Below are 20,424 nucleotides of genomic sequence, written 5' to 3'. Positions count from 1 at the left end.
GAGCCGGGCGAGCTTCGTGCGCCCGGTGCGGTTGCTGCCCGTTGGGTAGCCGCCCCCTCAGTGATCGGTCGGGGTGCCGGCCACGAGGTGATGCGGGGCCCGTCCGTCGAGGAGCAGCGGGACCAGCGTGCGCAGTGACTGGCGCAGCGGGACGGTGGCGCCGCCGTCGCCGTCCCGTCGCCAGCGCACCCCGTGTGCCGTGAGGGCCGCCCGGACCCGGGTGAGCTGCGCGGCGTCCAGGCGGTAGGCGCGCGGCGGGCGGGTCAGGATCCGGTCCGCGGCCGGGGGTTCGTTGGCGGCACCGCCGAGGTGGACCGGGCCGCGGTCGGCGAGGCCGGCCGTCCGGGCCGCCGCGGTGGCCGCCTCGATGCGGCCGCGCTGCCGGCCGAGGAAGGCGAACAGCCCCTTCAGACCGGCGCGTTGGGCGGCCACCCGGCGCCGGTTGAACCGTGCCGGGTCGGCCCGCTCGGCCTCGGTGAGGGGAACGGCGCGGGTCTCCACCAGCAGCCCGAGGGAGCCCTTGATCCCGGCGGTGTTGCGCAGGATCCGCTCCTGGCCGTCGCCGGCGACCTGCCTGACGGGGGCGCCGGTCAGCGGGTCGGTCCAGATGCCGTAGACGCCGGTGGTGAAGCCGGCCCGCCGGGCGGCGGGGGCGACGAAGTCCCGGGACAGGGCGGTCGAGGCGCGGTGGACGGGGGCCGCGGTGTTGCGGTTGCGCGGCCACAGGGAGAGCAGGTCCTTGTCGTAGCAGGGCGCGGTGGGCCGGTATTCGTGCAGGTCGTAGACGGTGTCGGGGTGGTAGTCGCGGAGTACGGCGGCGATCGCGCGGGCTTCGGGGGTGGCCAGTGCGAGGTGGTCGCGGTTGATGTCGGTGCGGTCGGCGTTGCCGCGGGTGTCGGCGGCCCGGCCGTCGGGGTTGGCGGTGGGGACGACCAGGACGCTGGTGCGGCGCAGGAAGGGCGCGGTGGCCGCGTCCCGGGCGCGGGCGAGGTCGCGGACGGTGGTCAGGCAGGCCTCTCGGCCGGCGGGTTCGTTGCCGTGCTGGGAGCAGATCAGCAGGACGGAGTTGCCGTGCCGGACGACGGCGGGGGTCGCGGGGGCCGGGGCGCCGATCCGGACCAGGCGCAGCGGGCGGCCCTGGGCGGTGCGGCCGATCCGGTCGATGCGGACGCGCGGGGAGGCCCGGCCGACGGCGGCGAGGAACGCGGTCTCCTCCGCGCCGCTGGTCCAGCGGGCGCCGTGGCTGGTCTCGAATCCCGTGCGGGGCGGGGGCGTCGGGGCGGTGGGCACGGAGGCGGACGGGGCGAACGCGGCGGTGCCGGCGACGGCCAGTGCGCCGAGGGCGAGGCCCGGTCGTCGGCCGCGGGAGCGCAGTGCGCGCAGGGGTGACACCAGAGCCTCCGGAGATCGGCGACGGCGGTGGGCCGCCCCCTGCGCGGGGGCGGCCGTGACCGGTCGGTCGCCGTCAGTATCCGTCAGGGCAGCCGGTCGGGCGCCACCGGCGGGGCGATGCCGCCCAGCGCGGTCCGGGCCGGTGGGGCGGCCGGGGTGCCGGCGGTGGCCCGGGCGAGGGCCGGGGCGCCGCCGGTGAGCGGGAGCCGGGCGGTGGTGCGGGCCAGGTCGAGGGTGAGCGTGGGGCGGGAGGCCGGCGGGTCGATCAGGTTCGCGTCGGTGCCGGCGACGATCAGCGCGAGCCGGTGCCCGGCGGGCACGACGTGGTCGCTCGCGGCCAGTTGGAGGGTGAGGGTGTAGGGCTTGCCGGGGGTGAGCGGGTGGCCGTGCTGCGGGTCGGTGGCATGGCCGAGGTCGGCCCAGCCGCGGCTGAAGACGGTGAAGCCGACCGTGCGGGTGTCGGCGGCGGTGTCCTTGAAGCAGCCGGTGTCGCCGCTGGTGCCGGCGCCCCAGCAGCTCGTGGTGGTGCGGGTGACGATGCCCTCGCCGTCGCCGGCGTAGTTGCGGATGGTGTCGGGGCCGAGGTCGACGAGGACGGCGGAGAGGTGGGCGCTGGTGGTGCTGGGGGTGGCGGTGACGGTCACCGTGCCGGCGCCGGAGAGCCGCAGCGGTGCGGTAAGCGGGCCGGTGGTGAAGCCCGCCTTGGCCGGTGTCGCCCGGTCGACGGCGCCGGCCCAGTCGGCCTCGCCGAGGGCGGGGTCGTCGGTGAAGGCCGCGGTCTGGCCGGCCGGGGTGGGCCGGGTGCCGAGTGCGCCGACGCCAGCGGTGGTCCCGTTGCGCGGGTGCAGGGTGACCGCGGTGGTGCCCGGCGCGGGCCAACGGGCGTCCGTGGCCCAGGAGTCGGGGGCCCGCTCGATATCGGCCATGGGGGCGCGCTCGATGCCGTTGCCGTAGCCCATCAGGTAGTGGTCGAACCACTGGTGGAGGGTGCGCACCCAGTCCGTGCGGCGGTAGTCGAAGGGGTCGACGTGGCCGGTCTGGGAGAGCCAGATCTTGCGCTGGACGCCGTGCCGGGCGAGCGCGTCCCACCACTGGCCGAAGTGCTTGGTGCGGACGTTGAGGTCCTGCATGCCGTGGACGAGGAAGACGCTGGCGCGGACCTTGTCGGCGTGCCGGACGTAGTCCCGTTCGGTCCACAGGCCGGTCCAGTCGCCGTTGCGCGGGGCGCCGTCGACGAGCTTCTTCTGGACCGCGGCGCAGTTCTTGTGCGCGCCGGGGCTCTCGACGGCACTGGCGAGCCCGTCGGGGCCGCCGTCGTAGAGCGGGGCGCCCTGGGCGAAGTAGTAGTCGTACCAGGAGGAGATACCGGCGATCGGGACGATCGTCTTCAGGCCCGGGACGCCGGTGGCCGCGACGCCGTTGGCGATGGTGGCGTCCCAACTCTTGCCGATCATGCCGGTGTTGCCGTTGGACCAGTCCGCGGTGACGGGTCTGCCGCCGGAGCGGGCGGAGTAGCCGCGGGCCCGGCCGTTCAGCCAGTCGACGACGGCTTTGGCGGACTGGATGTCGGAGCGGCCGCCGACGTCGACGCAGCCGTCGGAGCGGTTGGTGCCGGCCAGGTCGACCAGGACGGTCGCATAGCCGCGGGGCACGAAGTAGTTGTCGTAGAAGAGCGGGAACTGGACCGGGCGGCCCTGCGCGTCGTAGGTCTTCTTCTGGCTGTCGTTGCCGCGTCCGCAGCAGGAGTAGTAGGGGCTGGCATCCATGATCACAGGGATCCGGCGGCCCTGCCGGGCGGGTTCGGAGGGCCGGATGATGTCGGCGGCGACCCGGTCGGGGTGGCCGTCGCCGTCGCCGTCGAGCCCGGTGTCCACCCAGACCGTCTCGCGGAGGGCGCGGTCGTAGGAGTAGACGGGGGTGCTCTCCCGGGGAGCCGGGGCCGCGTTCACCGCGCCGGGGGCGGCGAGCAGGGCGAGGAGGGCGAGCACGGCGGTCAGGACGAGGGATGTCCAAGGGGGGTGGGGAGTTCCCGTGCGTATCGTCACGGGCGGACGGTAGCGCGGGTCAACTCCCGTGCAGAAGAGGCGCGTCCGAGGCTCGTGTCGGCCAGATGTCGGTCATGTGTCAGCTGGGGCCATGGACATGACGTGGTGTTCAGTGCGTACATAAGCTCCAAAGAGATCCACCTCCCCTACGAGTTGGAGGACTCGTGCGTCACAGACTCCTGGTCCCGGGTGCGGCGGCGCTCAGCCTGATGCTGGCGATCCCGGCGTCGGCTGCGGACTTCACGCCCGGTGCCCCCGGTGTGGGCGACAGCTACTACCCCGAGAGCGGCAACGGCGGGTACCGCGTCTCCCACTACGACCTGCGGCTCAAGTACCAGCCGGCGACGGACCTGCTGGAGGGCACCGCCACCCTGCTGGCCAAGACCACGCAGGACCTCTCCCGCTTCAACCTGGACTTCGGCCTGAAGGTCAGCGAGATCCGGGTCGACGGCAAGAAGGCCACCTACGCCACCTCCGGCAAGCACGAGCTGGAGGTCACTCCGGCCGCGCCGCTGGAGAAGGGCAAGGACATCAGCGTGGTGGTCCGCTACGCGGGCAAGCCCTCCGAGTTGAAGATCGACGGCTTCACGGCCTGGGCCCGGACGCCGGACGGCGGGGTGGTGGCGCAGGAGCCGGACTCGGCGGTGTGGTGGTTCCCCAGCAACGACCACCCCAGCGACAAGGCGACGTACGACATCTCCGTCGCGGTGCCGGACGGCACCCAGGCGCTCAGCAACGGCGTACTGGCTTCCAAGACCTCCAAGCTCGGCTGGACGCGCTACAACTGGCGCTCGGACAAGCCGCAGGCGACGTATCTGACGACGCTCGCGATCGGCAAGTTCGACATCACCACCGACACCACCGCGGACGGCGTGCCGGTGATCAACGCGGTCAGCCCGGACCTGGGCGCGAACCTCGGTTCCGCGCGGGCGAGCATCGAGCGCACCACCGAGGTCACCGAGTGGCTGGAGAGCGTCTTCGGCCCGTACCCGTTCAACGCGGTCGGCGGCTACGTCCCCAACGTCCCGGCGCACTACGCGCTGGAGACCCAGACCCGCCCCTTCTACGGCAAGAAGGCGTTCGACAACGGCACCAACGTCTCGGTCGTGGTACACGAGTTGGCCCACCAGTGGTACGGCGACAGCGTCTCGCTGAAGGACTGGAAGGACATCTGGATCAACGAGGGCTTCGCCGCGTACAGCCAGTGGCTGTGGTCGGAGAAGGAGGGCGAGGGCACCGCGCAGCAGCTGGCGGACTACGTCTACGCCCAGCACCCGGCCGACGACCCGTTCTGGACGGTGAAGCCGGGCGACCCGGGCGCGGACAAGCAGTTCGACTCGGCGGTCTACGACCGCGGTGCGCTGGCCCTCCAGGCGCTCCGCGTCAAGCTCGGCGACAAGGTCTTCTTCGGTCTGCTCAAGTCCTGGCCGACGGAGCACCGGTACGGCAATGCCAGTGTCGCGGACTTCGTGAAGTTCGCCGAGCAGAAGTCCGGGAAGCCGCTGGCGGACTTCTTCGACACCTGGCTGTTCCAGCCCGCCAAGCCGGCCGCCGGCGCGGGTGTCCGGGCGTTCGCCGCGCAGGGGCTGGTGGCCCAGCCCAAGTCCTGGAAGCAGATCGCGGCCACCCACGACGTGCACGACGGGCACTGACCGGGGCGGCGGGCGGGGTCCGGGCGCGCCCGGCTCCGCCCGCCGGCGTCGCTATCGACGGGCCGCGCGGTGGGCCTGACGTGCCCGCCGGGCGGCCGGCAGGAACCGGAGCCGCTCCGGCAGGAGGGGCACCACCAGCCGCACCACCAGCCCCAGTCGGCGCAGCCGGCGCTCCTGGGCTTCGGTCCACGGCAGGCCGATGGCGCGCCGGGCGTCCGGCGGCATCAGCCCGATGGTGACGAACCGCCGGAACCGCGCGAGCCCCGGCCGCAGCACCGGCCAGGTCAGCCGCAGCAGCGTCCGCAGCCAGCGGGGGCCGCGGTCCGGGGCGGGCAGCGGCTGGTCGACGGCGATCAACTCCCTTACCACCACGGTCTCTTCGATCTCGGTGGCGAGGACCTTGCGGTAGTAGGGCCAGAACTCCTCGATGGTCTGGGGCATATCGCGGTCGTGGATGCCGAGGATCCGGCCGACCCGGAGCCACTCGGCGTAGAGCTGCCGCTCCTGGGCCGGGGTGAAGGGGCGGCCGAGGTAGCGCTGGGCGTGCCGGTAGACGGGGTAGCCGGTGGCATGCACCCAGGCGTAGTAGGCGGGGGTGAGCGCGTGGTACTTCCGGCCGTGCGCGTCGGTGCCGAGGACGGTGCGGTGCAGCTTCCGCAGCCGCCGGCCCTCCTCGGCGGCGGCCTGGCCGCCGTACACCCACAGTTGGAGCGAGGCCAGGGACCGTTCGCCGCGGCCCCAGGGGTCGGTGCGGAAGACCGAGTGGTCGTCGACGCCCGCGCCCACCGCGCGATGGGCGACCTGGAGGGTCAGCGCGGCGGGCAGGGACAGCAGCGATCTGATGTCCCCGGTCAGGGTCCAGAGCACGCCACCGGGCGGCGGGGGTGCGGGGTCCGTGCGGTCGGGGGCGCTGCGTTCCGTGTCCATACGGTTACGCATCATACGGCGGCTCCCGGCGGGCGGCGGATCCACGGGGCGCCGGCGGGCGGGGGCGTCCCGGGAAGCGGTGACCGTGCCGGGGCGATCCGCGGCGGCGGCAGCGCCGCCTCGCCTCGCCTCGCCTCTTCGGCAGGATCCTCGCTCCGTCCATCTCCTACCCCCCGAGCGGTTACCTATAAGTAATGCCGGCTGGTTTGATGTGCGTCGCCGGTTCCTGTCCCTCTCCCCCCACCTGAACAGGGAGCTTCCGTGCCGCACTCCGCGCTGCGTACGTCCCGGGCCGCCGCGATCGCCTCGGCCCTCGCCGCCACCCTGGCCATCGGGTCCCCCACCGCCTCGGCCGCGAGCGCCCCCCACCTGAAGGTGCTCACCTACAACACCTTCCTGATGAGCAAGAACCTCTATCCCAACTGGGGCCAGGACCACCGGGCCCAGGCCATCGCGTCCGCGGACTTCTTCCACGGCAACGACGTGGTCGTGCTGGAGGAGGCCTTCGACAACTCCTCCTCCGACGCGCTCAAGTCGCGGGCCGCCGCGGAGTATCCGCACCAGACCCCGGTGGTCGGCCGCAGCAAGAGCGGCTGGGACGCCACCGGCGGCGCCTACTCGTCCCTGGTGCCCGAGGACGGCGGGGTCACCCTGCTGAGCAAGTGGCCGGTGCTGCGCAAGGAGCAGTACATATACAAGGACGCCTGCGGCTCGGACGCCCTCTCCAACAAGGGCTTCGTCTATGCGGAGTTGGACGTGGCCGGCGCCAGGGTGCACGTGGTCGGCACCCACACCCAGTCCACCGACTCGGGCTGCAGAGCCGGCGAGGCGGCCGCCGACCGCGCCAAGCAGCTCAAGGAGATGGACGCCTTCCTCGACGCCAAGAACATCCCGGCCGACGAGGAGGTCATCGTCACCGGTGACATGAACATCGACTCCCGCGGCGCGGAGTACCAGGCGCTGCTGGCCAACGCCGACCTCGCGCCCGCGGACGACCGCACCGGCCACCCGTACTCCTTCGACACCCAGCAGAACTCGATCGCCTCGGACCGCTATCCGAACGATCCCCGCGAGGACCTGGACTATGTGCTGTTCCGCAACGGCCATGCGCGGCCGGCCGGTTGGCGGAACACCGTGATCAAGGAGGAGTCGGCGCCCTGGACCGTCTCCAGCTGGGGCAAGAAGTACACCTACACCAACCTCTCCGACCACTACCCGGTCATCGGCGGCTGATCCGGCCCGCACCGCGGCAACGGCACGGCCGGCACGGGCACTTGCGGTCGCGCTCCCCGTTCGCTCCACCATGCCTCAACGGTACGGACGGCCACTGACAACGGGCCGGACGCGCCGGGGCGGCCGCGGTGCCCCTCGGGCTCCGCGGCCGCCCCGGTCGGTGCGGGTGTCACTCCCCGCGCGGTCTACTCGGCAAGTTCGCGCCCCTCGGCGATCCGGCGCACCCGGCTGCGGACCACGAACCAGCCACCGACCAGCGCGGCGGCGAGGATCGGGATCATCAGCACGGTCTGTCGGCCGACGCCGTTGTCGAACCACATCAGCACGATCACGCCGAGCAGGAAGGCGATGGTGGCGATGTCGGTGACCGGCGTGCCCGGCAGGCGGAAGCGCGGGCGCTCCAGCAGGCCCTCCTTGGAGCGGCGGACGAACACCATGTGACAGAGCATGATCGTGCACCAGGTGCTGATGATGCCCAGCGCGGCGATGTTGATCACGATCTCGAACGCCTTGCCCGGCAGCCAGTAGTTGAGCCCGACGCCGAGCACGCACACCGCGGAGGTGAGCATGATGCCGCCGTACGGCACGTGGCTGCGGTTCATCCGGCCGGCGAACTTCGGCGCGGAGCCGGCCATGGACATCGAGCGCAGGATGCGGCCGGTGGAGTAGAGCCCGGAGTTGAGGCTGGACATCGCCGCGGTGAGCACGACGAGGTTCATCACATCGCCGGCGTGCGGGATGCCGACGTGGGACAGCACGGTGACGAACGGGCTCTCGTTGGCGCTGAAGACGTTCCACGGCAGCAGCATCGCCAGCAGGATCACCGAGCCGACGTAGAAGATCCCCACCCGCCACATGATCGAGTTCACGGCCTTGGGTACGACCTTGTGCGGCTCGCTGGTCTCACCGGCGGTGACGCCGACCAGCTCGACCGCGGAGTAGGCGAAGACCACGCCCTGGAGCACGATCACCACGGGCAGCAGACCGGTCGGGAAGAGGCCGCCGTTGTCGGTGATCAGGTGCAGGCCCGGGGTGTGCCCGTCGACCGGGTGCTGGGTGGCCAGCAGGAAGATCCCGATGAGCATGAAGGCGACCAGCGCCGCGACCTTGACGATCGCGAACCAGAACTCCATCTCACCGAAGATCTTCACCGAGATCAGGTTGATCGTGAGCACCACCGCCAGCGCGATCAGCGCCATCACCCACTGCGGGATGCTGGTGAACATGCTCCAGTAGTGCGTGTACAGGGCGATCGCGGTGATGTCGGCGATACCGGTGGTCGACCAGTTGACGACGTACATCCAGCCCGCGGCGTAGGCGCCCTTCTCGCCCAGGAACTCCCGAGCGTAGGAGACGAACGAGCCGGACGAGGGGCGGTGCACCACCATCTCTCCCAGGGCCCGGACGACGAAGAAGGCGAAGAGGCCGCAGACCGCGTAGGCGATGGCCAGCGCGGGACCGGCGGAGTGCAGTCGGCCGCCGGCGCCCAGGAAGAGGCCGGTGCCGATCGCGCCGCCGATGGCGATCATGTTGATGTGCCGACTCTTGAGGCTCTTGCTGTAGCCGACGTCCCCCGCGTCCTGCTGGATCTTGCTCCCCCCGTCCGACGACCGCTGTTGCGGGTCCACGACGGTTTCTGTGCTCACTACTGGTTCATCTCGCTTTCGGAGAGCTTGACCATGACCGGCGCAGCGGATCGCGCGACGACCGACCGGCACACCTTCCCCGAAGAGCCGCCCCCCGTCTGTGGGCGGGATCACATGGCGCACATTCGCCCCAGGCTTTGCCCGTATTTGTGGCAAATAACATGCCGTTGGAGCTTCAACGCGGGCGTCACTCCGCCACTTTGCGGCCGCCTCTTCCCTGTCTGGCGACGAAAATCGCTTGACTTTCCCTTTGCGCTTCGGCCGCCGCCGACGCCCCGCTCGACCTCCGCGCGGAGCGGGCCCGGCCGCATCCCGGAGCGGCGAAGTAGGTTTCACAGGACTGGTGAGACAGCAATACTGTTGAACATGATGGAGTCCGTCCCCGACCTGACCGTCGACGAACTCGCCGCCCGCGCCGGCGTCACGGTCCGCACGATCCGCTTCTACAGCACCCGCGGACTGCTGCCGCCCCCCGAGATCGGCCCGCGCCGGGTCGGCCGCTACGGACCCGACCACCTCTCACGGCTCGCGCTCATCGAGGAGCTCCAGCACCAGGGCCTGACCCTGTCCGCCATCGAACGCTATCTGGCGCAGCTGCCGCCCGATCTGAGCGCCCAGGACCTGGCCATCCACCGGGCGCTGGTCGCCGGCTGGATACCGGACCAGGCGGAGGACGCGACCCGGGACCAGCTGGAGCGGCGGGTGGGCCGGGAGCTGACCGAGGAGGACCTCGACCGGCTTGCGGCGATGAACGTCCTGGTGCGGACCGAGGACCCCGAGGTCTTCCGGGTCGACCCGGGGCTGCTGCACCTGGGCACGCGGCTGCTCGACGTGCCGATCCCGCTGGAGACGATCCTGGCGGCGCGCACCGTCGTCATCGAGCACTCCCGCTCGGCGGCGCGGGAACTCAGCCGGCTCTTCAAGGACGCGGTATGGGAGCCGTGCGGGGACGGCGGGCCGGACGCGGCGGAGGTGGCGCGGATGAAGTCGCTGTCCGCGCACATGCAGCCGATGGTGGTGCAGGCACTCGTCACCGCATTCCAGCGGTCGATGAAGGAGGAGCTGCGGGAGTGGCTCGGCACCGGCGACCGCGACGGCCGGGAGACCGGCGCGCCGCGGGGCGCGGACGATCACCCGGCCTAGGTCCCGTCGACGGGGGCGGACCGCGTGGGCCCGCCCCCGTACGCCCGGCTCAGTCGCTGAACTTCTCGCCCCGCTCGGCCTTTTCGACCAGCAGCGCGGGCGGCGCGAACCGTTCGCCGTAGGCGGCCTGGAGCTCCCGGGCACGGGCGACGAACCCGGGCAGGCCCCCTTCGTAGCCGTTGATGTACTGGAGCACGCCGCCGGTCCAGCCCGGGAAGCCGATGCCCAGGATGGAGCCGATGTTGGCGTCGGCGACGGAGGTCAACACGCCCTCCTCCAGGCAGCGGACGGTGTCCAACGCCTCGGAGAACAGCATCCGCTCCTGCATGTCCACGAACGGGATGGCGGCGCCCTCCTGCTGGAAGTGCTCGCGCAGCCCCGGCCACAGGCCGGTCCGCCGGCCGTCCTCGCCGTAGTCGTAGAAGCCCCCGCCGCCGCTGCGGCCGGGGCGCTCGAACTCGTCCACCATGCGGTCGATGACGGCGTCGGCCGGGTGCGGCTGCCAGGTGCCGCCGGCCTCCTCGACAGCGCGCCGGGTCTCGTTGCGGATCTTGCGCGGGAGGGTGAGGGTCAACTCGTCCATCAGGGACAGCACCTTGGCCGGGTAGCCGGCCTGGGCCGCGGCCTGCTCGACGGAGGCGGGGTCCAGGCCCTCGCCGATCATCGCCACGCCCTCGTTGATGAACTGGCCGATGACGCGGGAGGTGAAGAAGCCGCGCGAGTCGTTGACGACGATGGGCGTCTTGCGGATCTGGCGGACCAGGTCGAAGGCGCGGGCCAGCGCCTCGTCGCCGGTCCGCTCGCCCTTGATGATCTCGACCAGCGGCATCTTGTCGACCGGCGAGAAGAAGTGCAGGCCGATGAAGTCGGCGTCCCGCTCGACGCCTTCGGCCAGCAGCGTGATCGGCAGGGTGGAGGTGTTGGAGCACAGCAGCGCGTCGGGCTCGACGATGTGCTGGATCTCCTTGAACACCTTGTGCTTGAGGGCGACGTCCTCGAAGACCGCCTCGATGACCGCGTCGCAGCCGGCGAGGTCGGCGGGCTCGGCGGTGGGGGTGATCCGCGCCAGCAGCTCGTCCCGCTTCTGCTCGGTCGTGCGCCCCTTGGCCAGCGCCTTGGCGAGCAGCCCCTCGGAGTAGGCCTTGCCCTTCTGGGCCGCCTCCACCGTGACGTCCTTGAGGACTACGTCGATGCCGGCCTTGGCGCAGGAGTAGGCGATCCCGGCGCCCATCATGCCGGCGCCGAGCACGCCGACCTTCCGGACCGTGCGCGGCTCGACGCCCTTGGGGCGGCTGCGGCCGGCGTTGACGGCCTGGAGGTCGAAGAAGAACGCCTGGATCATGTTCTTGGAGGTCTGGCCGGTGACCAGCTCGACGAAGTAGCGCGCCTCGATGGTCTGCGCGGTCTCGAAGTCGACCTGGGAGCCCTCGACGGCCGCGGCGAGGATGTTGCGCGGCGCCGGGTAAGGGGCGCCGTTGAGCTGCTTCTTGAGGTTGGCGGGGAACGCCGGGAGGTTGGCGGCGAACTTCGGGTGGGCCGGGGTGCCGCCGGGGATCTTGTAGCCCTTGACGTCCCAGGGCTGCTGGGACTCGGGGTGGGCGTCGATGAACTCCCGGGCCTTGGCGAGCAGTTCGTCGGGGTTCTGGGCGACCTCGTGGATCAGCCCGTTGTCCTTTGCGCGGGCGGCGTTGTACTGCGTGCCCTGGAGGAGCACCTTCAGCAGCGCGTCGGTGATGCCCAGCAGCCGGACGGTGCGGGTGACGCCGCCGGCGGCGGGCAGCAGGCCGAGGGTGACCTCCGGCAGGCCGATCTTGGTGGCGGGGGTGTCCAGGGCGATGCGGTGGTGGCAGGCCAGGGCGATCTCGTAACCGCCGCCCAGCGCCGCGCCGTTGACGGCGGCGACCACGGGCTTGCCCAGCGTCTCGATCCGGCGCAGGTCGCGCTTGATGCCGTTGCCCACCTCGAACGCCTGCTGGGCCTGGTCGGGGGTGATGGCGATCAGGTCGTGCAGGTCGCCGCCGGCGAAGAAGGTCTTCTTCGCGGAGGTGAAGATGATGCCGCGGATACCGTCCCGCTCGGCCTCCAGGCGGTCCGCGACCGCCGTGAGGGAGGCCTTGAAGGCGCTGTTCATGGTGTTGGCGGACTGGTCGGGGTCGTCCAGGACGAGGGTGACGACGCCGGTCTCGTCCTGTTCCCAGCGGATGGTGGTGGACTCACTCATGGGTACGTACTCCGTTGTGGGTGGGACGAGGGTCAGAGGCGCTCGATGACGGTGGCGATGCCCATGCCGCCGCCGACGCAGAGGGTGGCCAGGCCGTAGCGCTTGTCCTGCCGCTCCAGTTCGTCGACGAGGGTGCCGAGGATCATCGCGCCGGTGGCGCCGAGGGGGTGGCCCAGGGCGATGGCGCCGCCGTTGACGTTGACCTTGTCCAGGCTGAGGCCCATGTCCTTGACGAAGCGCAGGACGACCGCGGCGAACGCCTCGTTGATCTCGACCAGATCGATGTCGTCGATGGTCAGGCCGGCCTTGGCCAGGGCCTTGCGGCTGGCCGGCGCGGGGCCGGTGAGCATGATCGTCGGCTCGGAACCGGAGACCGCGGCGGAGAGGATGCGGGCCCGCGGGGTAAGGCCGTAGCGCTCGCCGACGGCCCTGGAGCCGATGGCGACCAGCGCCGCGCCGTCCACGATGCCGGAGGAGTTGCCGGCGTGGTGGACGTGGTCGATCTTCTCGACCCAGTGGTACTTCTGGAGCGCGACCGCGTCGAAGCCGCCGGCGTCGCCGATGGCGGCGAAGGACGGCTTCAGCGCCGCCAGGGAGTCGGCGGTGGTGCCGGGGCGCATGTGCTCGTCGCGGTCGAGGACGACCAGGCCGTTGCGGTCGCGGACGGGGACGACGGAGCGGTCGAAGCGGCCGTCCTTCCAGGCCGCGGCGGCCCGTTCCTGGGAGAGCGCGGCGAACTCGTCGACATCGCGGCGGGAGTAGCCCTCGATGGTGGCGATGAGGTCGGCGCCGATGCCCTGCGGGACGAAGCCGGTGTCGAGGTTGGTCATCGGGTCGGCGAACCAGGCGCCGCCGTCGGAGGCCATCGGGACCCGCGACATCGACTCGACACCGCCCGCCAGGACCAGGTCCTCCCAGCCCGAACGGACCTTGGCGGCGGCCATGTTGACCGCTTCCAGGCCGGAGGCGCAGAAGCGGTTCTCCTGGACGCCGGCGACGGTGTCGGGCAGCCCGGCGGCGATCGCGGCGATCCGGGCGATGTCGGAACCCTGGTCGCCGACCGGGCCGACGACGCCCAGCACGATGTCGTCGATCGCGGCCGGGTCGAGGCCGGGGAAGCGCCGCCGCACCTCGTGGATCAGGCCGACGACGAGGTCGATCGGCTTGGTGCCGTGCAGTGCGCCGTTGGCCTTGCCGCGGCCGCGGGGGGTGCGGATCGCGTCGTACACATACGCTTCGGTGCTCACTGAAAAGCCTTTCGTTTCCGGCCCGGGGTCGGGGCCGCGGCGTCGGCCGCCGAGATCACGGCCCGGACGGCACAGTCGGGAGGGTCAGCCGAGCAGGGAGCGGCCGATGATCTCCTTCATGATCTCGGTCGTCCCTCCGTAGATGGTCTGGATGCGGCCGTCGGTGAAGGCCCGGGCGACGGGGTATTCGCTCATGTAGCCGTATCCGCCGTGGAGTTGCAGGCACCGGTCGGCCACCCGCTTCTGGAGCTCGGTGGCCCACCACTTGGCCATGGAGGCGTGCACCGCGTCGAGGGTGCCCTCGGAGTGGTCGGCGATGCAGCGGTCCAGGAAGGTGCGGGTGACCGCGCACTCGGTGGCCATCTCGGCTATCTCGAACCGGATGTGCTGGAGCTTGGCGAGCGGCCGGCCGAACGCCTCGCGCTCCTTGACGTAGCGGGTGGTGATCTCCAGCAGGTGCTCGGCGGAGGCGATCCCGGCGATCGCTATCGCCATCCGCTCCTGGGCGAGGTTGGTCATCAGGTGCACGAACGCCCCGTTGAGCTTGCCGAGGAGGTTCTCCTTGGGCACCCGGACGTCGTGGAAGAACAACTCGGCGGTGTCCTGGGACTTCTGGCCGATCTTGTCGAGGTTGCGGCCGCGCTCGAAGCCCGCCATGCCGCGCTCGACGACCAGCAGGCTCAGCCCGTGCGCTCCGCCCTCGGGGGTGGTCTTGGCGACGACGACGACCAGGTCGGCGAGGATCCCGTTGGAGATGAAGGTCTTGGAACCGTTGAGGATCCAGTGGTCGCCGCGGTCCTCGGCGGAGGTGCGGATGCCCTGGAGGTCGGAGCCGGCGCCGGGCTCGGTCATCGCGATGGCGGTGATGGTCTCGCCGGTGCAGAAGCCGGGCAGCCAGCGGCGCTTCTGCTCGTCGGTGGCGAGCGAGGTCAGATAGGGGCCGATGATGTCGTTGTGCAGCCCGACGGCGAATCCGGGGGCGCCGGCGCGGGTGAACTCCTCGGCCAGGACGGCGCTGTAGCGGAAGTCGGTGCTGCCCCCGCCGCCGTACTCCTCGGGGACGGCCAGGCCCAGCAGCCCCTGCCGGCCGGCCGCCCGCCAGGCGTCCCGGCTGACGATGCCGTCCTTCTCCCACTGCTCGTAGTGGGGCGTCACCTCCTTGGCGAGGAAGGTGCGCACCGTCTCGCGGAAGGCGTCGTGGTCCTCGGTGAAGATCTGGCGCTTCACTCTGCTGTCCCTTCGGGGGATGGGCGTGGGTGGACGGCGGTGCCGGCTGCGCGGCCGGGGCCCGGGGGCTCCCCGGCGGGCGCTTCCTCGTGCGGGCCCCTCGGCGCCGGTTCGTGACGGGCTCCGAGGGGCGCGGCGGGATCGGGGCCTGCGGGCGGGGCGTCGAGCGTCGCGGGGCCGGTCTCGCGCGGCCGGCCGCCGGAGCCGCCGGCCTCCTCGGCGGCGCGCCGCGGTGCGGCCGCGTACGGGACGGTGGTGGACGGTGCCATCAGTGGACCGCTTCCTTCCCCTCGGTGCCGCGCGGGCCGCCGTCCGGGGCGGTCAGGCTCGGCACCTGCCAGTCGCGGGCGACCTCGTCGGTGTCCGCACCGGGGCGGGCGGGCGGTCTGCGGACCGTCCCGGGGGTGGCGGAGAAGCGGGGGGCGGGGGCGGGCTGGGTGAGGCCGGCGTGCTCGGTGAACGTGCCGCGGGCGGCGAGGTGCGGGTGTCCGGGGGCCTCGCGCAGGGAGAGCACGGGGGCCACACAGGCGTCGGACTCCTGGAAGACGGCGGTCCATTCGTCCCGCGTACGGGTCCGGAAGCGGGCGGCGATGGCGGTGCGCAGCTCCCCCCAGGCGGCGAGGTCGTCCCGGCCGGGGACCTCGTCCTCGATGCCGAGCAGGCGGATGAACTCGGCGTAGAACCGCTGCTCCAGGGCGCCGACGGCCATGTGGCGGCCATCCGCGGTCTCGTAGGTGCCGTAGAAGGGCGCGCCGCCGTCGAGCAGATTGGCGCCGCGCCGGTCCTGCCAGCCGCCGGCCGCCAGCATGCCGTGGATCATCGCCGTCAGATGGGCCGTGCCGTCGACGATCGCGGCGTCCACGACCTGGCCGGACCCGCCTTCGGTGCGCGCGTGCTGGAGCGCGGCGAGCACGCCGATGACGAGGTAGAGGGAGCCGCCGGCGTAGTCGCCGAGCAGATTGGCGGGGACGGCGGGCGGGCCGTCGGGCGGGCCGATCATGCCGAGGGCGCCGGTGATGGCGATGTAGCCGATGTCGTGTCCGGCGGTGCCGGCGAGCGGGCCCTGCTGTCCCCAGCCGGTCATCCGGCCGTAGACCAGGCGGGGGTTGCGCGCCAGGCAGGGCTCGGGCCCGACGCCCAGCCGCTCGGCCACCCCCGGGCGGTACCCCTCGATCAGGACGTCGGCGCGCTCGACCAGATCGAGGACCTGCGCGACGCCGGCCGACTGTTTGAGGTCCACCAGCACCGAGCGCTTGTTGCGGTTGGTGAGGTCGGACGCCGGGTCGATGCCCAACCCCGCGCCTCCGGGCCGGTCGACCCGGACGACGTCGGCGCCGAGATCGGCCAACAGCATGGCCGCGAACGGGCCGGGGCCGATGCCCGCGAGCTCCACCACCCGCACACCGCTCAGCGGGCCGTTCCCTGACTGTGTCATCGCGCCCCACGCCTTCCGCACTGTGACACTTCTGATGTAACACTCGTGATGTTAAGAACGCGTTCCACTTTCCACAAGACCCCCGTGCCAAGTGGCCGCCAACGCCCGAAGGCCCGTCGCGCCGATGCTCAACCGCCATCGCCGCCACGGGCCTTCGTGCGCCGCTGCCGCCGCGCCGCTATCCCCCGCCGAGCCGGTCGATGGGCCGCACGGCGGATATCCGGCGGCCGGGCGCCATCGCCCCGGCCCGCTCCGGTGCCGCCGTCGGCCGCGCCGCCCTGCCCATGCCGTCCTCCACGTCCGCTCCCCCGTCCGACGCCGCCCACGGCGCCACCCGGCGGGCCGCGCGTACGCCCGCGCAACCCCTCGCCGAACACGCTAACCGCGACCACTGACAACGGCCCGCGGAGCACCGAACGCCGGGCCGGCGGAGGGACAATGTCGTCATGTCACACCTCGCCGCCGCACTGTTTGACATCCACGCCGGCCAGGGGCTGCGTCAGTTCGCCGAGCTGGCGATAGCCCTGCTGTTGTCCTCACTGATCGGGCTGGAGCGCGAGGCCCGACAGAAAAGCGCCGGGCTGCGCACCCACACCCTCGTCGGGGTGGGCAGCGCCCTGTTCATGGAAGTGTCCATCCACGGCTTCGGTGCGCTGCTGGGCACGGAGGGCGTGGTGCTGGACCCGTCACGCGTCGCCGCGCAGGTCGTCTCCGGCATCGGCTTCATCGGCGGCGGCCTGATCTTCGTGCGGAAGGACGCGGTCCGGGGGCTGACGACGGCCGCGACCATCTGGCTGACCTGTGCCATCGGAATGGCGTGCGGCGGTGGGCTGCCGCTGCTCGGGATCGGTGCGACGGCCGTGCACTTCCTGGTCGTGCGCGGCTTCTCCAAGGTGTCGGAGCGGATCATCCCGGGGGCCGGCTACGACCAGGTCGAACTGCGCCTGGTCTACCAGACGCAACGGGGGCTGCTGGGACGGATGTTGGAGCTGTGCACCGGCAGCGGGTTCCGGGTGACCGACGTCCAGGTGGCGACCGCTCCGGACGGCGTCACCACGGCGGCCGAGGTGCTGCTCCGGCTGGAGGGCAGCGCTTCCGCGCACCCCCTGATCGAGGCGCTGACGGAACTGGACGGCGTCCGCGGGGTGTCGCTGGGGCGGCACGGCGACAGTACGGAGTGAGGAGCGGCCGCCTCCGCGTGCGGCCGAACCGCCCCGAGCCGCCACCGATGCGCCGGACCGGCCTCCGGAATCCCGCCACCGCTACGCCGCACCGGCCGACGCCTCCCCGCCGTCGGCCTCCGAGGCGCCCGCCCGGCGCGCTCCGCCCTGCTCCGGACCCCGCCCCGGACCGGGCACGAGGTGGTCACCGGTCTCCTGACGCTCTACCAACCGCCCCAGCCGCCGGGGTACATCGCCGCCCACCAGGACGACGACCAGGAGCGTCAGCCCGAAGGTGAGGACCGCCAGCGCCCGCCCCAGGGGCATGCCCCGGGCGAGCTGCGCCCCGAGGACCGGCGCCACCGCGCCGCCCAGCGCTCCCACGTTGTAGACGAAGCCGAGCGAGGCGGCGCGGGTCGCGGTCGGGAAGTGCCCCGCGATGTACTTCGGCAGGATCCCGGAAATGCCCTGCCCCAGCGCCAGCAGGACGAAGAGCAGCACCCCCAGCCCCACCAGGCTCCCGCGCACCGCGAACACCGGGAACACAAAGGCCAACGAGGCCACCAGGGTGAGGGCGTAGGCACGTCGTGTCCCCAGCAGATCGCCCGTGAACCCGGCCAGCCAGCAGCCGACCATGGCGCCGAAGCCGGCGAAGAACACCACCTCGCCGACCTGCGCGGGGGTGTACCCCAGTTCCGACTTGAGGTAGGTGGGCAGCAGGGACTGCACCGGCCAGCTGTAGAGGAACGCGCAGAACACCGTCACCATCAGGGCGACGTACCGCAGCCAGCCGTGGCGGCCGCCCAGTTGTACGGCGAAGGCGACCAGGCACAGCGCGGCGACCGTGGCCGACCAGGGCACGAACCCCGCGCCCAGCGGGGTGAAGACGCAGAACAGCGCGGCGAAGGCGACCGCCGTCAGCGCGGCGTTGACCGGCCGTCGGGGCCCGCGGGCGAACAGCAGCCGGAACGGATGCGGGTGTTCCGGAACCGCTCCCCCGGTCCCGCCCTTCGAGGCGTCGCCGATCTCGGCCTGCCAGTCCCCGGACTCCGGCAGCGACCTGCGCATCCACACGGCGACCAGGACGGGCAGCACCCCGATCCAGAACATCCAGCGCCAGCCCCCTGTGGGCACCACCCAGGCGTAGAGCTGGCCGGCCAGGACCGTGCCGCCCGCGTAGCCGGAGATGAGGAACCCGGACGCCCGGTTGCGCAGCCGGACGGGCCAGCTCTCCAGGACGTACGTCACGCTGCTGCTGTACTCCCCCGCCATGCCCAGCCCGATCACCAGCCGGGCGGCGAACAGGCTGGTGTAGTCCCAGGCGAACCCGCAGGCGAAGGTGCCGAGCGAGTAGAGCAGGATGCTGACGACCATGGCCGTTCTACGGCCGTGGCGGTCGCCCAGCGCGCCCAGGAGCGCACCGCCCAGCCATCGGGTGATGAAGGCGGCGGAGACGAGCGAGGCGGCGGTGGCGGTGTCCAGGTGGAAGTCGTGGGCGATCTCGGTCAGCACCAGGGTGATCAGGACGAAGTCGAAGCCGTCCAGGAGATAGCCGATCCAGGCGGCGGACAGCGCCTTCCACTGGCCCAGGGTGACCTCGTGGTACCAGGCGCGGCGCGGCGTCCGGTCCGGGGTGTCCGCGGGGTGCGTCCTCACGGGAAGCGGCCTCCTCCAGAAGCCGCCCGGCCCCTCGCCGTCACATACACGACCGAACCGGACGTCGGATGTCCCCTGCCACCGCATGAATCTGGCCCCGCCCCGCCCCCGCGTCAAGACCGGACGCACTCCCCTCCCCGGTTCCGCCGCCCAACGCTCCCCTCCCCTGTGTGCGTTGACGCCCCGCGCACGGCTGCCTGGTGCCGCGGCACTAGGGTTCGGACGTCGGACCAGAGAGGACGCAGATGCCACGGCAGGACATCTCAGGACGGGACCACGACCTCGTGCTGTACGGAGCGACCGGATTCGTGGGCGCGCTCACCGCCGCGTACCTGGCCCGGCACGCCCCCGCCGACTGCCGTTGGGCGCTCGCCGGCCGCAGCACCGCCAAACTGGAGCGCCTGCGCGCCCAGTTGGCGGCCGTCAACCCGGCCTGCGCGGAGCTGCCGCTGCTCCGGGCCGACAGCGCCGCCCCGGAGACCCTGCACGCCCTCGCCGCCGGCACCCGCGTCCTGGCCACCACCGTCGGGCCCTACTTGCTGCACGGCGAACCGCTGGTGGCGGCCTGCGCCGCGGCCGGCACCGACTACCTGGACCTCACCGGCGAGCCGGAGTTCGTGGACCGGATGTACCTGCGCCACGACGCCGCCGCCCGCGCGTCCGGGGCGCGGCTCGTGCACGCCTGCGGCTTCGACTCCGTCCCGTACGACCTGGGCGTGCACTACACGGTGGGGCTGCTCCCCGAGGGCGTCCCGCTGCGCATCGACGGCTTCGTGCGGACCAACGGCAGGTTCTCCGGCGGAACTCTGGCCTCCGCGCTGACCGCGGTCGCCCGGCCGGCCGCCATGGCCCGGGTCGCCCGGGCCCGCCGGCGATCCGAACCGCCGCTCGTCGGCCGCACGGTGCGCGCCCCCTTCGGACCGCCCGTCCGGAACCGGGACACCCGCACCTGGGGCGTCCCGCTGCCGACCCTGGACCCGCGGATCGTGGCCCGCTCGGCGGCCGCCCTCGACCGCTACGGGCCCGACTTCCGCTACCGGCACTACGCGGGGGTGCGCCGGCTGCCGACGGCGTTGGCCGGGGTGGTGGGCGCGACGGCGGTGTCCGCGCTCGCCCAAGTGCCGGCGGCCCGGCGGTGGTTGTCCGGACGGCTGCAACCGGGCGAGGGGCCGAGCCCGCAGCGGCGGGCGCGGAGTCGGTTCGCGGTGCGGTTCGCGGCCTCGGGCGGCGGGGCTCACCTGGTCACCGAGGTCGCGGGCGGCGACCCCGGTTACGACGAGACCGCGAAGATGCTCGCCGAGGCGGCGCTCAGTCTGGCCTTCGACGACCTGCCGCAGACCGCGGGCCAGGTGACGACGGCGGTGGCCATGGGGGACGCGCTGATCCGGCGGCTCCAGGATGCCGGGATCACGTTCCGGGTCGTCCGCCGGTAGCCCGGGC

The 20,424-nt window shown here is 72.4% G+C and carries 15 protein-coding genes; 5 read left to right on the top strand and 10 right to left on the bottom strand.

Annotated elements, in window-relative coordinates; translation table 11 throughout:
- Positions 1-57 precede the first annotated feature (57 nt).
- A complete protein-coding gene (locus ACIQE0_RS00970; RefSeq protein WP_402328096.1) occupies positions 58-1,392 on the bottom strand; it encodes a M14 family zinc carboxypeptidase in 1,335 nt (444 codons plus the stop codon).
- 83 nt (positions 1,393-1,475) lie between these two features.
- Positions 1,476-3,437 (bottom strand): Xaa-Pro dipeptidyl-peptidase, encoded by a 1,962-nt coding sequence (locus ACIQE0_RS00965; RefSeq protein ID WP_402328094.1) that lies wholly within the window; start codon positions 3,435-3,437, stop codon positions 1,476-1,478.
- A gap of 164 nt (positions 3,438-3,601) precedes the next feature.
- Here ACIQE0_RS00965 and ACIQE0_RS00960 point away from each other — a divergent pair, with 164 nt between their 5' ends.
- Complete coding sequence (locus ACIQE0_RS00960) at positions 3,602-5,089, top strand: M1 family metallopeptidase (protein ID WP_402328092.1); 1,488 nt, start codon at positions 3,602-3,604, stop codon at positions 5,087-5,089.
- A 51-nt stretch (positions 5,090-5,140) separates the two neighbouring features.
- On the opposite strand, the gene ACIQE0_RS00955 is transcribed toward ACIQE0_RS00960, so the two are convergent.
- Positions 5,141-6,016: an oxygenase MpaB family protein gene (locus ACIQE0_RS00955; protein ID WP_402328090.1), complete on the bottom strand. Its 876-nt coding sequence runs from the start codon at positions 6,014-6,016 to the stop codon at positions 5,141-5,143.
- A gap of 261 nt (positions 6,017-6,277) precedes the next feature.
- On the opposite strand from ACIQE0_RS00955, the gene sph reads away from it, so the two are divergent.
- Entirely contained in the window at positions 6,278-7,249 is a 972-nt protein-coding gene (sph, locus tag ACIQE0_RS00950; protein WP_402328088.1) for a sphingomyelin phosphodiesterase, read from the top strand.
- 185 nt (positions 7,250-7,434) lie between these two features.
- On the opposite strand, the gene ACIQE0_RS00945 is transcribed toward sph, so the two are convergent.
- Positions 7,435-8,877, bottom strand: a complete 1,443-nt coding sequence (locus ACIQE0_RS00945; RefSeq protein ID WP_402328615.1) for an amino acid permease — start codon at positions 8,875-8,877, stop codon at positions 7,435-7,437.
- Between the two features lie 384 nt (positions 8,878-9,261).
- On the opposite strand from ACIQE0_RS00945, the gene ACIQE0_RS00940 reads away from it, so the two are divergent.
- Positions 9,262-10,038 carry a MerR family transcriptional regulator gene (locus tag ACIQE0_RS00940; RefSeq protein ID WP_366330044.1) on the top strand — a complete coding sequence of 259 codons (777 nt, stop codon included), beginning with the start codon at positions 9,262-9,264 and terminating at the stop codon, positions 10,036-10,038.
- A gap of 49 nt (positions 10,039-10,087) precedes the next feature.
- Here the strand turns inward: ACIQE0_RS00940 and ACIQE0_RS00935 are convergent, their stop codons facing one another.
- The 5 genes from ACIQE0_RS00935 to ACIQE0_RS00915 form a co-directional block, all read right to left on the bottom strand.
- Entirely contained in the window at positions 10,088-12,259 is a 2,172-nt protein-coding gene (locus tag ACIQE0_RS00935; RefSeq protein ID WP_402328086.1) for a 3-hydroxyacyl-CoA dehydrogenase NAD-binding domain-containing protein, read from the bottom strand.
- A gap of 32 nt (positions 12,260-12,291) precedes the next feature.
- The gene (locus ACIQE0_RS00930) at positions 12,292-13,506 is read right to left on the bottom strand and encodes an acetyl-CoA C-acetyltransferase (RefSeq protein WP_366330046.1); all 1,215 of its coding nucleotides are present in this window, start codon (positions 13,504-13,506) and stop codon (positions 12,292-12,294) included.
- Positions 13,507-13,590: 84 nt separating this feature from the next.
- Positions 13,591-14,733 (bottom strand): acyl-CoA dehydrogenase family protein, encoded by a 1,143-nt coding sequence (locus ACIQE0_RS00925; RefSeq protein WP_402328084.1) that lies wholly within the window; start codon positions 14,731-14,733, stop codon positions 13,591-13,593.
- On the bottom strand, positions 14,730-15,002 hold the full coding sequence (locus tag ACIQE0_RS00920; RefSeq protein WP_402328082.1) for a hypothetical protein: 273 nt from the start codon (positions 15,000-15,002) through the stop codon (positions 14,730-14,732). Before ACIQE0_RS00920 ends, ACIQE0_RS00925 begins: the two co-directional genes overlap by 4 nt.
- Positions 15,002-16,168 (bottom strand): CaiB/BaiF CoA transferase family protein, encoded by a 1,167-nt coding sequence (locus ACIQE0_RS00915; protein WP_402328081.1) that lies wholly within the window; start codon positions 16,166-16,168, stop codon positions 15,002-15,004. The genes ACIQE0_RS00920 and ACIQE0_RS00915 overlap by 1 nt, the downstream gene beginning before the upstream one ends.
- 446 nt (positions 16,169-16,614) lie before the next feature.
- Here ACIQE0_RS00915 and ACIQE0_RS00910 point away from each other — a divergent pair, with 446 nt between their 5' ends.
- A complete protein-coding gene (locus tag ACIQE0_RS00910) occupies positions 16,615-17,349 on the top strand; it encodes an MgtC/SapB family protein (protein ID WP_366330049.1) in 735 nt (244 codons plus the stop codon).
- An 81-nt stretch (positions 17,350-17,430) separates the two neighbouring features.
- Here ACIQE0_RS00910 and ACIQE0_RS00905 read toward each other — a convergent pair whose 3' ends face one another.
- A complete protein-coding gene (locus tag ACIQE0_RS00905; protein WP_402328079.1) occupies positions 17,431-18,984 on the bottom strand; it encodes a sialate:H+ symport family MFS transporter in 1,554 nt (517 codons plus the stop codon).
- A 245-nt stretch (positions 18,985-19,229) separates the two neighbouring features.
- Here ACIQE0_RS00905 and ACIQE0_RS00900 point away from each other — a divergent pair, with 245 nt between their 5' ends.
- Complete coding sequence (locus ACIQE0_RS00900; protein WP_402328077.1) at positions 19,230-20,417, top strand: saccharopine dehydrogenase family protein; 1,188 nt, start codon at positions 19,230-19,232, stop codon at positions 20,415-20,417.
- Positions 20,418-20,424 lie beyond the last annotated feature (7 nt).

Origin of the sequence: Streptomyces sp. NPDC093097, from assembly GCF_044754325.1 — a bacterium.
Lineage (GTDB): Bacteria > Actinomycetota > Actinomycetes > Streptomycetales > Streptomycetaceae > Streptomyces.
The sequence above is the reverse complement of the archived record's forward strand: the minus strand, read 5'-3'. Positions and strand labels throughout refer to the sequence as shown.